Source organism: Achromobacter sp. NCFB-sbj8-Ac1-l (genome assembly GCF_052695805.1).
Genome location: NZ_CP199812.1, coordinates 6,001,765 through 6,018,711 on the forward strand (window position 1 = coordinate 6,001,765; position 16,947 = coordinate 6,018,711).

Annotated in this window: 13 protein-coding genes; 6 read left to right on the forward strand and 7 right to left on the reverse strand. The window is 66.6% G+C overall.

The window, feature by feature from the left end; translation table 11 throughout:
* Positions 1–4: 4 nt before the first annotated feature.
* Positions 5–937 (forward strand): methyltransferase domain-containing protein, encoded by a 933-nt coding sequence (locus ACUDP5_RS27540; protein WP_445657749.1) that lies wholly within the window; start codon positions 5–7, stop codon positions 935–937.
* Positions 938–1,006: 69 nt separating this feature from the next.
* On the opposite strand, the gene ACUDP5_RS27545 is transcribed toward ACUDP5_RS27540, so the two are convergent.
* From ACUDP5_RS27545 to rsmB, 7 genes are all read right to left on the reverse strand, one after another.
* Positions 1,007–2,248 (reverse strand): YbdK family carboxylate-amine ligase, encoded by a 1,242-nt coding sequence (locus ACUDP5_RS27545; RefSeq protein ID WP_263914905.1) that lies wholly within the window; start codon positions 2,246–2,248, stop codon positions 1,007–1,009.
* Between the two features lie 378 nt (positions 2,249–2,626).
* Complete coding sequence (locus tag ACUDP5_RS27550) at positions 2,627–4,096, reverse strand: TrkH family potassium uptake protein (RefSeq protein WP_263914904.1); 1,470 nt, start codon at positions 4,094–4,096, stop codon at positions 2,627–2,629.
* Positions 4,097–4,148: 52 nt separating this feature from the next.
* Complete coding sequence (gene trkA / locus ACUDP5_RS27555; RefSeq protein WP_263914903.1) at positions 4,149–5,528, reverse strand: Trk system potassium transporter TrkA; 1,380 nt, start codon at positions 5,526–5,528, stop codon at positions 4,149–4,151.
* Positions 5,525–6,214 carry a response regulator gene (locus tag ACUDP5_RS27560; protein ID WP_263914902.1) on the reverse strand — a complete coding sequence of 230 codons (690 nt, stop codon included), beginning with the start codon at positions 6,212–6,214 and terminating at the stop codon, positions 5,525–5,527. The genes trkA and ACUDP5_RS27560 overlap by 4 nt, the downstream gene beginning before the upstream one ends.
* 11 nt (positions 6,215–6,225) lie before the next feature.
* Positions 6,226–8,544, reverse strand: coding sequence for an ATP-binding protein (locus tag ACUDP5_RS27565; protein ID WP_445657750.1), 2,319 nt, complete (start codon positions 8,542–8,544; stop codon positions 6,226–6,228).
* Entirely contained in the window at positions 8,541–9,131 is a 591-nt protein-coding gene (locus tag ACUDP5_RS27570; RefSeq protein ID WP_263914900.1) for a DUF4390 domain-containing protein, read from the reverse strand. The genes ACUDP5_RS27565 and ACUDP5_RS27570 overlap by 4 nt, the downstream gene beginning before the upstream one ends.
* A 39-nt stretch (positions 9,132–9,170) precedes the next feature.
* Positions 9,171–10,508: a 16S rRNA (cytosine(967)-C(5))-methyltransferase RsmB gene (gene rsmB / locus ACUDP5_RS27575; protein ID WP_263914899.1), complete on the reverse strand. Its 1,338-nt coding sequence runs from the start codon at positions 10,506–10,508 to the stop codon at positions 9,171–9,173.
* 149 nt (positions 10,509–10,657) lie between these two features.
* On the opposite strand from rsmB, the gene ACUDP5_RS27580 reads away from it, so the two are divergent.
* From ACUDP5_RS27580 to ACUDP5_RS27600, 5 genes are all read left to right on the forward strand, one after another.
* Positions 10,658–11,290, forward strand: a complete 633-nt coding sequence (locus tag ACUDP5_RS27580) for a LysE family translocator (protein WP_263914898.1) — start codon at positions 10,658–10,660, stop codon at positions 11,288–11,290.
* Between the two features lie 277 nt (positions 11,291–11,567).
* The gene (locus tag ACUDP5_RS27585; protein WP_263914897.1) at positions 11,568–13,193 is read left to right on the forward strand and encodes a BCCT family transporter; all 1,626 of its coding nucleotides are present in this window, start codon (positions 11,568–11,570) and stop codon (positions 13,191–13,193) included.
* Positions 13,194–13,223: 30 nt separating this feature from the next.
* Entirely contained in the window at positions 13,224–14,360 is a 1,137-nt protein-coding gene (locus ACUDP5_RS27590) for an aromatic ring-hydroxylating oxygenase subunit alpha (protein WP_263914896.1), read from the forward strand.
* 65 nt (positions 14,361–14,425) lie between these two features.
* Positions 14,426–15,874 (forward strand): NAD-dependent succinate-semialdehyde dehydrogenase, encoded by a 1,449-nt coding sequence (locus tag ACUDP5_RS27595; RefSeq protein ID WP_263914895.1) that lies wholly within the window; start codon positions 14,426–14,428, stop codon positions 15,872–15,874.
* Positions 15,875–15,894: 20 nt separating this feature from the next.
* Complete coding sequence (locus tag ACUDP5_RS27600) at positions 15,895–16,866, forward strand: PDR/VanB family oxidoreductase (protein ID WP_445657751.1); 972 nt, start codon at positions 15,895–15,897, stop codon at positions 16,864–16,866.
* Positions 16,867–16,947: the final 81 nt, after the last annotated feature.

The window sequence follows — 16,947 nt, forward strand, 5'->3', positions numbered from 1 at the left end:
CGAAATGTCCCTGCCAGCACCCGCCACCCCGCCTTCGCTTCCCCTCGTTGCCGCCGACGTGCCACGCCAGTTCGCCCGCCGTGGCGACCTGGCCGAAGCCCAATTCCTGTATGGCGAGGTTGCCCGCCGCATGCTTGGCCGGCTGCAGTACATCCGCGTCAAGCCGCAAGCCATGCTGGACGCCGGCTGCGGCGCGGGCGACAACCTGCCCCTGCTGCGCGAACGCTATGCCGATGCCGCCTACACCGGCCTGGACAACTGTGAACCGCTGCTGGACATCGCCCGCAAGCGCCACGCCCCCGCCGGCCTGACCGCCTGGATCGGCAAGCTGGCCCGGCGCGGCCCGGCCGTCGGCTTCGTCAACGCGGACCTGGCCGCGACCGGCGTGGCGCCGGAATCCCTGGAACTGGTGTGGTCCAACCTGGCGCTGCACTGGCATCGCGAGCCGCACGCCGTGCTGGCCGAATGGCGCCGCATCCTGAAAGTGGGCGGGTTGGCCATGTTTTCCTGTCTGGGGCCTGCCACGCTACGCGAGCTGCGGCAGGCGCTGACCGACGCCGGCCTGCGCACCGCCACGCCGGCCTTCGTCGACATGCATGACTTTGGCGACCTGCTGGTCGAGAACGGTTTCGCAGACCCGGTAATGGACCAGGAAATCCTGACCCTGACCTACCGCACCCCCGAAAAACTGCTGCAAGACGTGCGCGCCCTGGGCGGCAACCCGGCAGAAGGCCGCCGCGGCGGGCTGGTCGGGCGGGCTTGGCAACAGCGCCTGTGCGCGGCGCTGGAATCCCAGCGCCGACCCGATGGCGTCATCGCCCTGAGCATCGAAGTGGCCTACGGCCACGCCTGGCGCGCCGCGACCCATCGCGGCAGCGCGGGGGAAACCCGGCTGTCGGTCAGCGCCATCGGCGGCCGCCAGCGCGGCACGCCCTGAGCCCGCAACAAGCAAAAGGGCCGCCAGCGGCGGCCCTTTGCGTCAACCCGGCTGTCCAGCCCTTTGCGCTTAGTGCAGGCGTTCCGGCAAGGTCGCCGTCACCCCCGGCTCTGCCGCCGACAGAGGCTGCATGGGCTCGGAATTGGCGCGGATGCGCCGCCGCAACACTGCGGTCGGCTCAGCCGGCGCGGCCTGGGGCGCCTCGCCACGCCATGCCTGCGACATCGATTCCACCACCAGCGGCAGATCACGCAGGCGATGGAATTGGCTGCGCAGCCAGCGCGCATCGTTGCCGCTCCGCATGGCTTCGTCGCGCAGCGCGGCGATCATGTCGCCCGTGCCAAGCTCCTCGGCCACTGGCATCAACCGCTGGAACAGCGCGCGCAGATGGTCCATCAGGCGGGTACGCTGACCGTCGGGCGTCACGTAGCTGCCCTGCAGGCCGAAACGACAAGCCTGGAAGTGATTGCTACGGTACGACAACCAGGCCTTGTCGCTGGGATCGTCCTCGCGCATCAGCAGCACCGACAGCGCCTGGGCGAAGGCGGCGATCTGGCAGGCGCGCTCGACCGTCAGCGGCGTGTCGCAGACGCGGATTTCCACGGTGCCGAATTCAGGCTTGGGGCGAATGTCCCAGTACAGGTCCTTGATGCTCTCGGCCAGGCCGTAGGCGCGCAGTTGCGACAGATGGGCCTCGAACTGGTACCAGTCCTTGACCTCGGGCGGCATGTGCCCGGCCAGCGGGAAGCTGTTGACCGCATTCAGGCGCGAGCACGAGAACAGCGTATCCACGCCCTCGCAATACGGCGACGAGGCCGACAGCGCAATAAAGTGCGGCACATAGGGCGACAGGCGGCGCAGCAGCTTGATGGCGTCGTCGCCGCTCTTCACGCCCAGGTGTATGTGTTGGCCGAACACCGTAAATTGACGCGCCAGGTAACCATACATTTCTGCCAGGTACTGAAAGCGCGGGGTGTCGGAAATGGAGCGCTCTTGCCAGCGCATGAAGGGGTGAGCGCCACCGCCTGCCACGGAAACGCCGACGGCGTCGGCCGCTTCCACCAGGGCGTCGCGCATTTCGCGCATTTCGGCCAAGAGGCCCATCGGGTGCTCGTGCACCGAAGAATTCAATTCAATCATGGACCGCGTGATTTCCGGTTTGACGCGGTCGGCGATGGGGTGGTTGGCCATCTGGGCCAGCAGCTCGTCCGAGGCTGCGGTAAGGTCAAAACTGCGGGGGTCGATCAGTTGCAGCTCGAGTTCGATGCCCAGGGTGTTGGGGGCCGACGAAATGAACGGGATCTGTTCCATCTCGGACTCCTTCGAATGTGTGATGAGGGGGTGCGCCGTTCGACCTTGAAGCCCGGCAACTTCCCGGGGGGCGCTAGACGGCGGCTTGTGAACGCATAATAGCCGCATGTTTGTGGCAAAACGATTGAAAATAGTGACATTTGTGTGCAACATCGCGAAGCATTCGGTTTTGCCCTCTAGAACAAAGTGAGCGAGCACTCACAAGCTAGAAACGATGGGGCTTCCCGGCCCAAGGCGCCCGAAATCGCAGTCTGGACGGGCCTTTTGGAAGGGGGTGGGATAACCCTTATTCGGGTTTACCCGCACAAAATGCGCAAGAAAAATGGCCGCCCTGGTGGGGCAGCAAACACGCATAGCGTGTGCAGCGTGGGGGTCCCTCTATTTTCGCCAGAAGATGGGCGTGAACAGCACCAGGACCGTCAAGAGTTCCAACCGTCCGATCAGCATCGCGAAGGTGCAGACCCAGATCTGGAAGTCGGACAGCACCGCGAAATTGCCCATCGGGCCCACCGGGCCCAGGCCGGGGCCGGTGTTGTTGACGCTGGCGAACACGGCCGAGAAGGCCGTGATGGGGTCCAGCCCGGACAGCAGCAGCAGGCTGGTGAAGACGGCGATGGACAGGCCGTAGAACAGCATGAACGCCAGCACCGACGACATGGTCCGGGATTCCACCGCCCGGCCGTTGATCCGCACCGGACTGACCGCGTGCGGATGCAACATTGTTACCAGCTCGTTGCGCGCCTGCTTGACCAGCAGGATGGCCCGGATCATCTTGATGCCCCCCCCGGTCGACCCCGCCGACGTCGCAAAGCCCGACAGCAGCAGCATGGTCAACGGCGCGAACAGCGGCCACTGGGCGAAATCGGTATTGGCATAGCCCGTGGTGGTGGCCATGGAAATGGTGTTGAACATGCCGTAGCGCAGCGCTTGCAGGGGTTCCTGGTACACGCCCTTGACGTACAGGAACACCGAAATCACCAAGCCCACGCCCAGTACGATCACCAGATACGGGATGGCCTCGGGACAACGCAGATAGGCCCGGGGACTACGCTGGCGGAAAGCATTGAAGTGGGTGGCGAAGTTGATGCCGGCGATCAGCATGAACACCATGGCCACCATTTCGACCGCCACCGAATCGAAATGCGCGAAACCATCGTCCCAGGTGGAAAACCCGCCCAGGCCCATGGTGGTGGCCATGTGGCACCAGGCCTCGAACCAGGACAGCCCGACTGCCCGGTACGACAGCAGGCACAGGATCGAAAACGCGAAGTACACCGCGTACAAGGCCTTGGCCGTGCTGGCGATGCGCGGGGTCAGCCGCTCGTCTTTCATGGGGCCGGGCGTCTCGGCCCGCACCACCTGGTGGCCGCCCACGCCCAGCAGCGGCAGGATCGCCACCGCCAGCACCAGGATGCCCATGCCGCCGATCCAGATCAGCGTCGCGCGCCACAGGTTGATCGAAGCCGGCAGCGCATCCAGGTTGGTCAGCACGGTGGCGCCGGTGGTAGTGAGCCCGGACATGGCCTCGAAATAGGCCCCGGTGAACGACAGCGGCAGCCCGGCGCGGTGGAAATAGATCAGCAGCGGAATCGCGGCCAACAGCGGCAGGCCGGCCCATACCGCCGACACCAGCACAAAGCCGTCGCGGGCCCGCAGTTCGCTGCGCGAGCGCCGCGTCACGGCGGCCAGCACCACGCCGATGCCCAGGGAAATCAGGAATCCGTGCAGGAAGGCGTCGCGCGCGGCATCGCCGCCCACATAGGCGACCACCAGCGGAATGAGCATGGTGAGGGCGAACATCACCATGGTCAGGCCCAGGATATGCAGAGTGGCCAGGACGCGCTTCATGGCAGTTATCCGGCTGCCCCGGGCCCGCGGCAAGGGGAGGCGTATGGGCTCATCAGAAGAACGACGCCGAGACTTGGAACAGCTTTTCCACGCGCGGCATCTGCTTGCGCGAGGGCACGAAGACAATGACGTGGTCGTCGGTTTCGATCACGGTATCGGCATCAGGCAGGATGATTTCGTCTTCGCGCACCAGGGCACCGATGCTGGCGCCCTTGGGCAGGCTGATCTCGCCGACCCGGCGGCCCACCACCTTGGAAGTGGAGCGGTCACCGTGGGCGATGGCCTCCAGCGCCTCGGCCACGCCCTGGCGCAGCCGGTGCACGGCGGCCACGTCGCCCCGGCGCACGTGGCGCAGCAGTTCGCTCATGGTGGCCTGCGACGGCGACACGGCGATGTCGATATGGCTGCCCTGCATCAGTTCACCGTAGGCCTGCCGGTTGATCAGCGCGATCACCTTGCGCGCGCCCAGCCGCTTGGCCAGCAGCGACGACATGATGTTGTCCTCGTCGTCGCTGGTCAGCGCCAGCCAGGTGTCCATGTCTTCGATGTTTTCGCGTTCGAGCAGGGCCTCGTCGGTGCCGCTGCCATGGAGCACCAGCACGCTGTCGGGCAACTGGGTGGCCAGGTACTCGCAGCGCTTGAGATCGCGCTCGATGATGCGCACGCTGTAGTTTTCTTCGGCCAGCGCGCGCGCCAACCGCAGGCCGATATTGCCGCCGCCCGCGATCATCACGCGGCGCACGGCTTTTTCGGCTTCGCGCAGCTGGCGCACGGCGCGGCGGGCGTGGCGCGTGTCCACCACCAGCACCACCTCGTCGCCCGGCGCAATGACGGTGCCGGCGCCGGCCCGCAGTGGCCGCCCGCCCCGCAGCACGTCGATCACGCGCGCGGTGACGTCGGGCCAGACCTCGCGCAGCTTGTCCACGGGATGGTGGGCCATGGGGCTGCCATGGCCGACGCGCACGGTCACCACGCTGACGCGGCCCTCGGCGAATTCCACCACCTGCAGCGCCTCGGGGAACTCGATCAGGCTGTGCAGATAGGTCGTGACGCTGCGCTCGGGGCTGATGATGGCGTCGATGCAGAAGCCCTCTTCGCTCATCAGTTCTGGGTGTTCGGGGAATTCGGCCGAGCGGATGCGGGCGATGCGGCGGGGAATGTTGAACAGCTGCCGCGCGATCTTGCAGGCCACCATGTTGGCGGCATCGGACGCGGCGCAGGCGATCAGCAAGTCGGTGTCGGCGGCGCCGGCGGCTTCCAGCACCGACACCTGCGAGCCGTCGCCATGGACGACCCGCAGGTCGAAGTGTTCTTGCAGGTACTGGAGCTGGGCCGGGTCCGAGTCGATGACCGTGATGTCGTTCTGTTCCGACACCAGGTTCTCGGCCACGCTGGTGCCTACGCGACCAGCGCCCATGATGAGGATCTTCATGCGCCCCGCTTGCGGGCGGATTCGATGCCCAATTGCTTGAGCTTGCGGTAAAGATGGGTACGCTCGAGGCCGGTGCGTTCGGACACCCGCGTCATGCTGTGGCTTTCGCGGACCAGGTGGTATTCGAAGTAGATGCGTTCGAATTCGTCCCGGGCTTCACGCAGCGGCTGGTCCAGCGAAATGCTGCCCAGTTGCCCGTTGGCGGTGACCGGGACTTCGTTGGCCGGAGCGGCCGACAGCACGGGCGGATCGAGTTCGTCTTCGAGGGCGACGGTCGCGCTGGCCGCGGCCGGCGCCACGGCCGGTGCCGGATGCGGCGCCCGGCCCCGAGCCAGGCCGGCGGCCACGGTCTTGAGCAGACGCTGCAACGTAATGGGCTTTTCCAGGAAATCCATCGCACCGATGCGGGTGGCCTCGACCGCCGTATCGATGGTGGCATGGCCGCTCATCATGATGACGGGCATGTCCAGCAGACCCTGCGAGCCCCATTCCTTGAGCAGGCTCACGCCATCGGTGTCGGGCATCCAGATGTCCAGCAACACCAGATCGGGACGCATGCGAAGGCGCGCGGCGCGCGCTTGCGCCGCGTTTTCGGCCAATTCGACCGTGTGTCCTTCGTCGTAAAGGATTTCCGACAAAAGCTCGCGAATACCGACTTCGTCGTCAACCACCAGAATTCTGGCCATAAAGCATCCACCTATTGCGTAGCCGCATTATCCTTTTCTTGCGCGGTCGCGTCCATAGTATCGGACCCGGCTGCAAGCCGGGTCAACAAGATGGAAATCCGCGCGCCCCCTTCCTTGCGGTTCGCAAGGTCGATTCGCCCACCGTGCTCTTCCACAATCTTGCGTACGATTGCCAATCCTAACCCAGTCCCGTGGGACTTTGTGGTTACGTAGGGCTCGAAGGCGCGCTGCATGACCTGGGGCGGAAAGCCCGGGCCGGTGTCGGCCACCGTGAAGCGCAGGGCCTGGTGGTCGGCGCGGTCGGGCTGTTCGCTGCGCATCAGCTGGGTCGTGACGCTGACGCGACCCTCGCCGCCCTTCTCGGCAATGGCGTCGCGGGCATTGGACAGCAGGTTGTGGATCACCTGGCGCAACTGGGTCGGGTCACCTTCGATGGCTGGCAGGTCCGGTCCCAGGTTGACGTCCAGATTCAGGGCTTTCCCGGCTACGCGGGCAGGCGCGCCGCCATCGGGATCCCAGCCGTACAAGGACAGCACGTCGGCCACCAGGGCATTGAAATCGATACGTTGCATCACCGCCGGCGGCGTGCGGGCGTATTCGCGGAAGTCGTCCACCATCTGCTTGAGCGAGGCCACCTGGTTGACGATGGTGTTGGTGGAACGCTCGACGATCTGGGCCTCGGCGGGCTGCAGCTTGCCCTCCAGCTTCATGGCCAGGCGTTCGGCCGACAGCTGGATCGGGGTCAGGGGATTCTTGATCTCGTGGGCCAGACGGCGCGCGACCTCGCCCCAGGCGACGGTGCGGTTGGCCGAAATGACCTCGGTGATGTCGTCGAACACGACCAGGTAGCCGTTGCCCCGGCCATCCACCCGCAGATGGGTACCGCGCGCCAGCAGCGTCAGGGGCTGCGGGCCATTGGGGGTATCGCCCTGCTTGGGCGCGATCTCGAACTGCTGCTGCCAGTGCTGGCGCTCCGACCCCACCGCGGCGTGGGTGGAAAACGCCTGCCGAACGATGTTCGCAAATTCGAGCATGCCATCCACGGTTTCCAGCGGCCGCCCGATCACGGACCGCAGATCGGCCTGCAAAATGGTCTGCGCGCCCTGGTTGACGGTCGTGACGCGGAACGACTCGTCAAACACCAGCACCCCGGAAGACAGGTTGGACAGCACGCTTTCCAGGTAGACGTTGGAACGCTCGAGCTGCTGGCGGTTGCTTTCGACCATGCGGCGGGCTTCGTCCAGCTGGCGCGTCATGGCGTTGAACGACCGGGTGAGCTGGCCGACTTCGTCGCGCTCGGGCGGCTCGGGCAGCGGGCGGTAGTCGCCCACGCCCACGGCCTGGGTGCCGCCGGCCAGGCTGAGCAGGGGGCGCACCAGCCGCTTGGACAGCGACAGGGCCACGGCGATGGCGCCGAACGCCGCCAGCAGCAGCGCGAGGGTCAGCGTGATGCCGTACAGCTTGCGCAGGCCCAGCCGCGACAAGGCCAGCTCCTGGTAGTCGCGAAAGCCCTGCTGCACCAGGTTGGCGTTGTGGGCGATCTGCTCGGGCACCGGCTGCAGCAGTTGCAGCCAGCGGGGTTCGGACGCCGCGCCCAGCAAATTGTCGTAGCGGTCGGGCCCGGTCAGGGGAATCACGACCCGCAGGTGCAGGCCGCTGTCCATGCCGGGCTTGACGGGGTCGTCGGCCTCGGCGGCCGAATAGCCGCGCGACAGCCGCAGCTGGTTCATGACGGTGGGCGGCGGCATGGCGGGCAGCAGCTGGCCGTACTGGCTGGTCGAAAACGCCACCATGCGGCCGCTGCCGGTGAACACCATGGCTTCCTGCACGCCATTGGCCTCGCGCAGGCGGGTCAGTGCCAGGGTCACGCCGGTATCGGAATTGCGGTTCAGTTCGGCCGCCATGGACCGCGCGCGGGCGTCCAGGTCGGCCAGCAGGGAATCCAGTGCCGCGCGGCCCAGGTTCAGGCCCGCTTCCAGCGCCGTGTCGACCCGCACGTTGAACCAGGACTCGATCGAGCGCGACATGAACTGCACCGAAACGGTATAGATCAGCGCGCCGGGCACCACCCCGATCAGGGCGAACGCCAGGGAAAAGCGGGCTGTGAGCCGGGCGCCGAACTGCCGCCGCCGGATCTGCCGGGCCAGACGGACGGTCAGCGCCACCACCCAGACGAACAGGGCCAGGGCGAAAATGCCGTTCAGCACCAGCAGGATGTCGTAATAGCGGGCAAAGCGCGAGGCGTTGCCGGTGGACCATGCCAACAGGCCCAGCAATGCCAGGCCGCTCACGGCGCCGACCATCAGGGCCAGCCGAAGCAGCAGCCTCATGAGGGGTCTTTCTCCTTGTCGCCGAGCGAGAACGAGAAGTCCGTCCACGGCGTGCCTTGGGCCCACGAACTGCTGTTCAGGGCGTTGACCTGGAACGGCCGCGGCAGCAGCGAGGTATCCAGCCGCAGCCGCAGCTGGCCGCCGTAGACCACGCCTTCGTCGAAGTCATCCGCGTCGGCGACCTGCCAATTGCGGACATGGCGGATGACGCTCATGGCATCGTCCAGCGAGGCCACCGGGAAGGACAACTCGCCCACCCCGGCCCGCCATTGACGGGTCAGCGCGTTATAGAGCACCCGCCAGGTGCGCGAGGTGTCCACCAGGGACTTGTCGAACCACCACCACCGCTCGCGCGTGATGGTGAGATCGGCCGTGAAGTACAGCGGCACGCCGCGCTGGGCCGCGTCGCGCAACTGCTGATTCAGTTCGAATTCGATATCGGCGTCGATTTCAAGCTTGTCGCCGCGCACCACGGGTTCGACGCGCACGACTTTCGGTTCGGCCGCATGCGCCTGGCCGACCGGCGCAAACGAAAGCAAGGCAGATACGAACAACAACCCCAGAAATAAGCGTGAAATGATGGACATACGACACCGAAACCCCGTCATGCCCCTATTCTTGGCGATTCACGACGCCTTGGCAAACAAGGCGTAGAAAAACCCGTCCTGTTGCTGCGCAGGTGTTGCATCGACCGCAACTGGCAGCAATTGGCCGGGCGCGTCCAGCCGCTGGGCTTCGGGATGGCGCTGCAGGAATTCCAGCGCCTGGCGCGCCCCCTCGATCGGAAACACCGAGCACGTCACATACAGCAGGCGGCCGCCCGGCGCCACGGTGGTCCAGAGCGCGTCCAGGATCCGGGCTTGCAGCGTGGCGGTGCGGCGCACGTCGTTTTCGCGACGCAGCCAGCGGATGTCCGGGTGGCGGCGCACGATGCCCGATGCCGTGCAGGGCACGTCGGCCAGCACGGCGTCGAACGGCTTGCCGTCCCACCAGGCGTCCAGGTCGGCGGCGTCGGCCGCCTGCAGGCGCACGCGGTCGCCCGACAGGCCCAGGCGATCCAGATTCTGGCCAACCCGCACCAGGCGGTCGGCGTCGGCGTCCAGGGCCAGCAGGTCGATGTCGGCCAATTCCAGCAGGTGGGCGGTCTTGCCGCCGGGCGCCGCGCAGGCGTCCAGCACGCGCATGCCGTCGGTCGGGGCCAGCAGTTCCGCAGCCCGCTGCGCGCCGGCGTCCTGCACCGACCACCAGCCTTCGGCAAAGCCGGGCAACTGGGTCACGGGCTTGGGCGAGGCCAGCACCACGCCGGCCACACCCACGGGATCGGCGGCCAGGCCAGCGGCCTCGAAAGCCGCCAGCACCTGCTCGCGGCTGGCGCGGCGGCGGTTCACGCGCAAGGTCAGCGGCGCCGGGACGTTGGCCGATTGCAGGATGGCCTGCCACTGCTGCGGGTAGGCCACGCGCAACTGCTTGACCCACCAGCCCGGGTGGTTCCATTGGGCTTCAGGGCTGTCCGCCACGGCGGCGTCCAGCGCCGCCCGTTCGCGCAGGAAGCGGCGCAGGCAGGCATTGAGCAGGCCCTTGAACGAGGCCAGGCTGCGAGTATTGGACGCGGCCGTCACGGCCTGGTCCACCACCGTGTGCGGCGCGTAGACCGGCATGCCCGGCAAGGCGGCTGCGGCATCACCCTCGGCCTTGAGCAGGGTCAGCGAGACCAGCAGCAGCGACTCGAACAGCACGTTGGGATAGCGCTGCACCAGCTCTCGGCCCACCGCGTCGGCCCAGCCCAGGTAACGCATGGCATGGAACGACACCGCCTGGGTGGCCGGCCGCAAGGCCGATTCGACGTCCGTCAGCGCGTCGGTGAGGGACCGGCCGTCCAGGACTTGCTCGACCACCCCCGCGCTGGAAAGCAGAACGGCGGACAGCGGCGGGGCGAGATGGGGGGAGTCGGAACGCGTGGACATGGCAGGAAATCAGAGGATAAGACCGCTATGGTAGCCCGGCGCGGTCTGCCTGCCCCGGGCAACCCTGCGGCCGGGCGCGCTTGCGCCCCGCCGCCGCTGGACGAACCGCCCTGCCGGCGTCACACTGGCCGCTTGCCACGGAGCCCGCCATGTCCACCGCCACGCTGCTGTTGTTCATCCTGGCCTCGGCCGTCGCCATCGTGACGCCCGGCCCGACCGTCCTGCTCGCCATGAGCAACGGCTCGCGCCATGGCGTGCGAGCCGCCTGCTGGGGCATGGGGGGCGCGGTGCTGGCAGACCTGATCCTGGTGGGCGCGGTGGCGTCCGGCTTGGGCGTGGTCCTGGCAGCCTCCGAGGTCGCCTTCCAACTCCTGAAGTGGGCGGGAGCGCTCTACCTGGCCTATCTGGGCTGGAAGATGCTGCGGTCCGATGCCGCGTTGGTCCTGCCGACCGCCCCCTCGGGCGCGGCGCGGCCCACCGGCCTGAAACTGGGGCTGCGCAGCTTCGTGGTGGCCGTCACCAACCCCAAGCTGCTGCTGTTCATGTCGGCTTTCCTGCCGCAATTCATCAATACGCAGGCCCCCCTGCTGCCGCAATACCTGACCGTCGCCTGCGTGCTGGCCTTGATGAACCTCATGACCATGCTGGCCTATGCCACGCTGGGCGCCCAGCTGGTGCGGGCTTTCCAGGGGGCCGGCCTGCGCTGGCTGAACCGCGTCTGCGGTTCGCTGATGATCGGGCTGGCGGGCACGTTGGCCCTCTACCGCCGCAGCGGGCCCTGACCCGCACGGCAACCGCAGGCCCCCCCCACTTCGGGCGTTGGTCTGACATTTACCCCGGCCCGACCCGGGTGCCCTGGCGCCGTCCGCGCGCCTGAAACCCGCGTGCGCCCTGGCGCCGCCGTCCTTCCGCCCCCTCGCTTCGCCTGACGGCCTGGGATTTTCCCTAGCTCGGCGAAAACTGGCCGCCAAGTTAATCTATGGTTATACGTAAACTAATGGTTAACAAAGCCGCTGCAAGGGCCCTGCCCTTCGCCAGCAACGGAGCCGGAGACAACCCATGCACCGCCCAAAGCCAGACCTTTTCCTGATCGCCGCCAGCCTGGTAGCCGTCGCCCTTCCCGTCATCGGCCTTGCGGCATTCCCCGCCGCGGCCGAGACCTTCGCCAGCACGCTGTTCGACTTTTCCACCCGCGCCTTCGGCACCCTGGTGCTGGTGTTCGTATTCGCCGCCGCGCTGGCCGCCGGGTATCTCGCCTTCAGCAAGTACGGCAACATCCGCCTGGGCAGCGGCAAGCCCGAATACGCCACCGCCACCTGGGTGTTCATGTTCATCTGTGCCGGCATGGGCTCATCCACCCTGTACTGGGGCGTCATGGAATGGGCCTACTACTACCAGACACCGGGGCTGCACCTGGCGGCGGGGTCGCGCGACGCGCTTGAGTACAGCATCAGCTACTCGTTCTTCCACTGGGGCATCAGCGCCTGGGCGCTCTACGCCATCGCGTCGCTGGCCCTGGCGTATCACTTCCACGTCCGCAAGAAAAGCGGCCTGGGCATGGCGTCCATCGTCGAAGCCGTCACCGGCCTGCGCGCCAACGGCTGGGTCGGGCGCGTCGTCGACCTGATCTTCGTCTTCACCATGTTCGGCGCCCTGACGGTGTCGCTGGCGCTGACTGCCTCGACGCTCACCCGCGGCCTGTCCGCCCTGACCGGCATGCCGGACACCTTCACCAGCCAGTTCATCGTCATCGCCATCATCTCGGTCGTGTTCTCGCTCAGTTCGTACGTCGGCATCGACGGCGGCATGCAGCGCCTGAGCAAAATCGTCTGCATCGGCGCCCTGGCCTATTCCGCCATCGTGCTGGTCGTCGGCCCCACGCAATTCACCGTCAACAACATCACCAACGGCCTGGGCCTGATGATCCAGAACTGGGTGCGCATGAGCCTGTTCACCGATCCGTCCGGCGATGGCGAGTTCACGCGCAGCTGGACGGTGTTCTATTGGCTGTGGTGGATTTCCTACGCGCCGGGGGTGGCCATGTTCGTCACTCGCGTGTCCCGCGGCCGCAAGATGAAGGAAGTGATCGCCGCGCTGGTGCTGGGCGGCAGCGCCGGCTGCTGGTTCTTCTTCGGCGCACTGGAAAGCTTCAGCATGCACCAGTACTTGACCCAGGCGGTCGACGTGCCCCGCCTGCTGGCCGAGCACAGCGGCGAAACCGCGGTGGTCACCCTGCTGACCAGCCTGCCCTGGGGCGGCGTGTTCCTGGCGGCCTTCCTCTTCATCATGGCCGTGTTCTGCGCCTCTCACATGGACGCCGTGGGCTACGCCATTGCTGCCACCAGCACCCGCAACCTGAAAGAAGGGCAAGACCCCAGCCCCACGCTGCGCCTGTTCTGGTGCGTGATGCTGGCGTTGCTGCCGCTGGCCATGCTGTTCGCCCACGTGTCGCTGAACACGATGAAGACCGCCGTGGTCCTCACGACCATCCCGTTCCTGCTGGTGCTGGGAATCATGCTGTTCGGCCTGTTCCGCTGGCTGTCGCAAGACTATGGCGCCCTGTCCACGCAACAGATCGAAGAACAGGCGCGCCTTCTGGCCGCGAACGACCCCGCCGACGGCCAGCCCGCCCAAGCCGCTGCCCCGCACACCGCCCCCACCGCCATGCCCGTCCCCCGGGCCTGACCCCCGCTTTCCCGAACCATGGAGACCATCATGAACCCCAACACGAACACCATCGAACGCCTGCCCGCCGACTTTTGCACCAACGCCGACGTGGCCCACACCATCCCCGCCAGCTACTACACCAGCGACGCCATCTACGAATACGAAAAAGAGAAGATCTTTGCCGACAGCTGGATCTGCGTCGGTCACCGCAGCGAAGTCGCGGAAAACAACGCCTACATCACCCGTGACGTCATCGGCGAAAGCATCATCGTCGTGCGCGGCCGCGACGGCGTGCTGCGCGCCTTCTACAACGTCTGCCCCCACCGCGGCCACCAACTGCTGCAAGGCGACGGCAAGGCCAAGAACGTCATCACCTGCCCGTATCACGCCTGGACCTTCAAGCTCGATGGCGACCTGGCCCACGCCCGCAACTGCGACAACGTGGTCGACTTCGACAAGGCCAATTCCAGCCTGGTCGCGCTGCGCGTCGAGGAATACGCCGGCTTCATCTTCATCAACATGAATCCCGACGCCGGTTCGGTCGAGACCCAGCTGCCCGGCTTGCAGGCGCGCCTGCGTCAAGCCTGCCCGGTCATCGACGACCTGCACCTGGCGGCCCGCTTCGTCACCGAAACCCCCGCCAACTGGAAAAGCATCGTCGACAACTACATGGAGTGCTACCACTGCGCGCCGGCCCATCCGGGCTTTGCCGATTCCGTCGACGTCGGCCAATACACGCACACCATGCACGGCAACTGGAGCCTGCAGTTCGGCATCGCCAAGTCTTCCCCCAAGTCTTTCCAATTCGACGACAGCGTCAAGGACCCCTCGTTCGCGGGCTTCTGGGCCTGGCCGTGCACCATGTTCAACGTGCCGCCCGGCGGAAATTTCATGACGGTCATCTATGAGTTTCCGTCCAGCGCCGGGGTCACCCTGCAGCACTACGACATCTACTTCCTCAACAAGGAACTGACCGCGGAACAGCAATCCCTGATCGAGTGGTACCGCGACGTCTTCCGCCCCGAGGACCTGCGTCTGGTGGAAAGCGTGCAAAAAGGGCTGAAATCCCGCGGCTACCGTGGCCGCGGCCGCATCATGGTCGACCGCCAGCGCAGCGGCCAGAGCGAACACGGCATCGCGCATTTCCACCATCTGGTCGCGCAAGCACACCAAGACCGCCCTTGACCTGACCGCGGACCCGGTGCCTTCCCTGCCCGGGCCCGCCGCTTTCCTTTCCGCCCAGGATTCCCATGCGCAAGACCGAATCTCCCCTGCTTCGCGAACAAGCCTTCATTGCCGGCCGTTGGTGCGACGCCGACAACCACGCCACCATCACGGTGACCGACCCCGCCACGGGCCAGGCTCTGGCCCAGGTACCCGACATGGGCGAAGCCGAAACCCGCCGCGCCATCATCGCCGCGCGCGACGCGCTGCCCGCATGGCGCGCCCGGCCCGCCCAAGAACGCTCACAGATCCTGCGCCGCTGGTTCGACTTGATGATCCAGCACGACGCTGAACTGGCACGACTGATGACGCGCGAACAAGGCAAGCCTCTGGCCGAAGCGCTGGGCGAAATCCGCTACGCCGCATCGTTCCTGGAATGGTTCGCCGAAGAGGGCAAGCGCGTCTATGGCGAACTGATTCCGGCGCCACGCGCCGATCGCCGCCTGATGGTCATGCGTCAGGGCATCGGCGTCTGCGCCGCCATTACCCCCTGGAACTTTCCGGCCGCAATGATCACCCGCAAGGTCGGGCCGGCCCTCGCTGCCGGCTGCACCATGGTGCTCAAGCCCGCGAACGAAACGCCGCTCTCCGCGCTGGCCCTGGCCGAGTTGGCCGCGCAGGCCGGCGTCCCCGACGGGGTATTGAACGTCGTTACCGGCGACGCGGTGGCCATCGGCGGCGAACTGACCCGCCACCCTGACGTCCGCAAGCTCAGTTTTACCGGTTCGACCGCCGTGGGAAGACGCCTGATGGCGCAATGTGCGCCCACCATCAAGAAGCTGTCCCTGGAATTGGGCGGCAACGCACCGTTCATCGTCTTCGACGACGCCGATCTTGACGAGGCCGTCGAAGGCGCCATTGCCGCCAAGTACCGCAATGCCGGCCAGACCTGCGTCTGCGTCAACCGCATCTACGTGCAGGACGCCGTCCATGACGCATTCGCCAGCCGGTTTGCCGCCAAGGCGGCCGCGTTGCGCGTCGGTGCCGGCCTGCAGGCCGACAGCCAGATCGGCCCGCTGATTACCCCCAAGGCCCTGACCCAGGTGCAACGCCTGATCGACGACGCCCGTGCCCAGGGCGCACGCCTGCTGACCGGCGGCGACCCCCATGCCTTGGGCGGCACGTTCATGGCGCCCACCGTGCTGGCGGACGTGCGGCCGGGCATGCGGGTGCTGCGCGAGGAAATCTTCGGCCCCGTGGCGCCACTGGTGCGCTTTCATGACGAGCAGGATGTCATTCGGCAGGCCAATGACACCGAATTCGGCCTGGCCGCGTACTTCTACACGCGCGACGCCAGCCGCGTGTGGCGTGTCGCCGAACAGCTTGAGTACGGCATGGTCGGCATCAACACCGGCATGATCTCGAACGAGGTCGCGCCATTTGGCGGTGTGAAGCAATCAGGGCTGGGGCGCGAAGGCTCGCGCCATGGCATCGAAGACTACCTGGAAATGAAATACGTGTGCCAGGCCGTCTAAGGCTTGCGCAGAGATGCTCCATGACTAAATCCCACGAAAACATCGACGTGCGTGTCACTCGCGTCGAACAGGCCAGCGAACGGGTCAAGCGTTTCACCCTTGAACGCCAGGATGGCGAGCCGCTGCCGTCGTTCACTGGCGGCAGCCACGTCATCGTGCAGATGCGCGATTCGCGCGGCAAGCAGTTCAACAATGCCTATTCGCTGATGAGCGACCCGGCCGATACCCGCTGCTACCAGATCGGCGTGCGGCTCGAAGAGCAATCGCGAGGCGGCTCGGCGTTCATGCATGAACAGGTGCGGCCCGGCAGCGAGCTGGTCATCACCGCACCCGACAACCTGTTCGCGCTGGACAACAGCCCGGGACGCCACGTGATGGTGGCCGGGGGTATCGGCATCACGCCGTTTCTCGCCCACCTGCCCGAACTGCACCGACGCGCGGCCCGCTACCAGCTGCATTACGCCTACCGGGCGCCGGAACATGCCGCGTTCCGCGACGACCTGCTCGCCAGTCCGTACGCCGACCACGTCCGCTTCCATGTCGACAGCCAGGGGGAAAAACTGGATCTGGCCGGCCTGGCGCAGGGCCTGCAAGACACTGACCACCTCTATGTATGCGGCCCCAGGCCGCTGATCGACGCAGTCATCGCCGCGGCCGACGCGGCCGGCATTCCGCCTGCCCGCGTGCACTGGGAACAGTTCGCCGCAGCGCCCGCCACGGGCGGGGCATTCACGGTCGTACTGGCCCGTTCCGGCACCGAGCTGCGCGTCGACGCGGGTTGCAGCATCTTGCAGGCGATCGAAAAATCCAACGCGGCCCAGGTGGAATGCCTGTGCCGCGAAGGCGTGTGCGGCACCTGCGAGACCCGCATTCTGGAAGGCCAGGCCGAACACTTCGACCAATACCTCAGCGACGAGGAAAAAGCGGCACAGCAGACCATGATGATCTGCGTGTCGCGCGCGCACGGAGATCGTCTCGTGCTCGACCTGTAAGCCTGGCCCCGCCCGGCCAATCTCCCTCCCCCGTCATCCCCCGTCCGCTTGCCGACCGGCAAGCGGCGTGGCCCCCTTTTT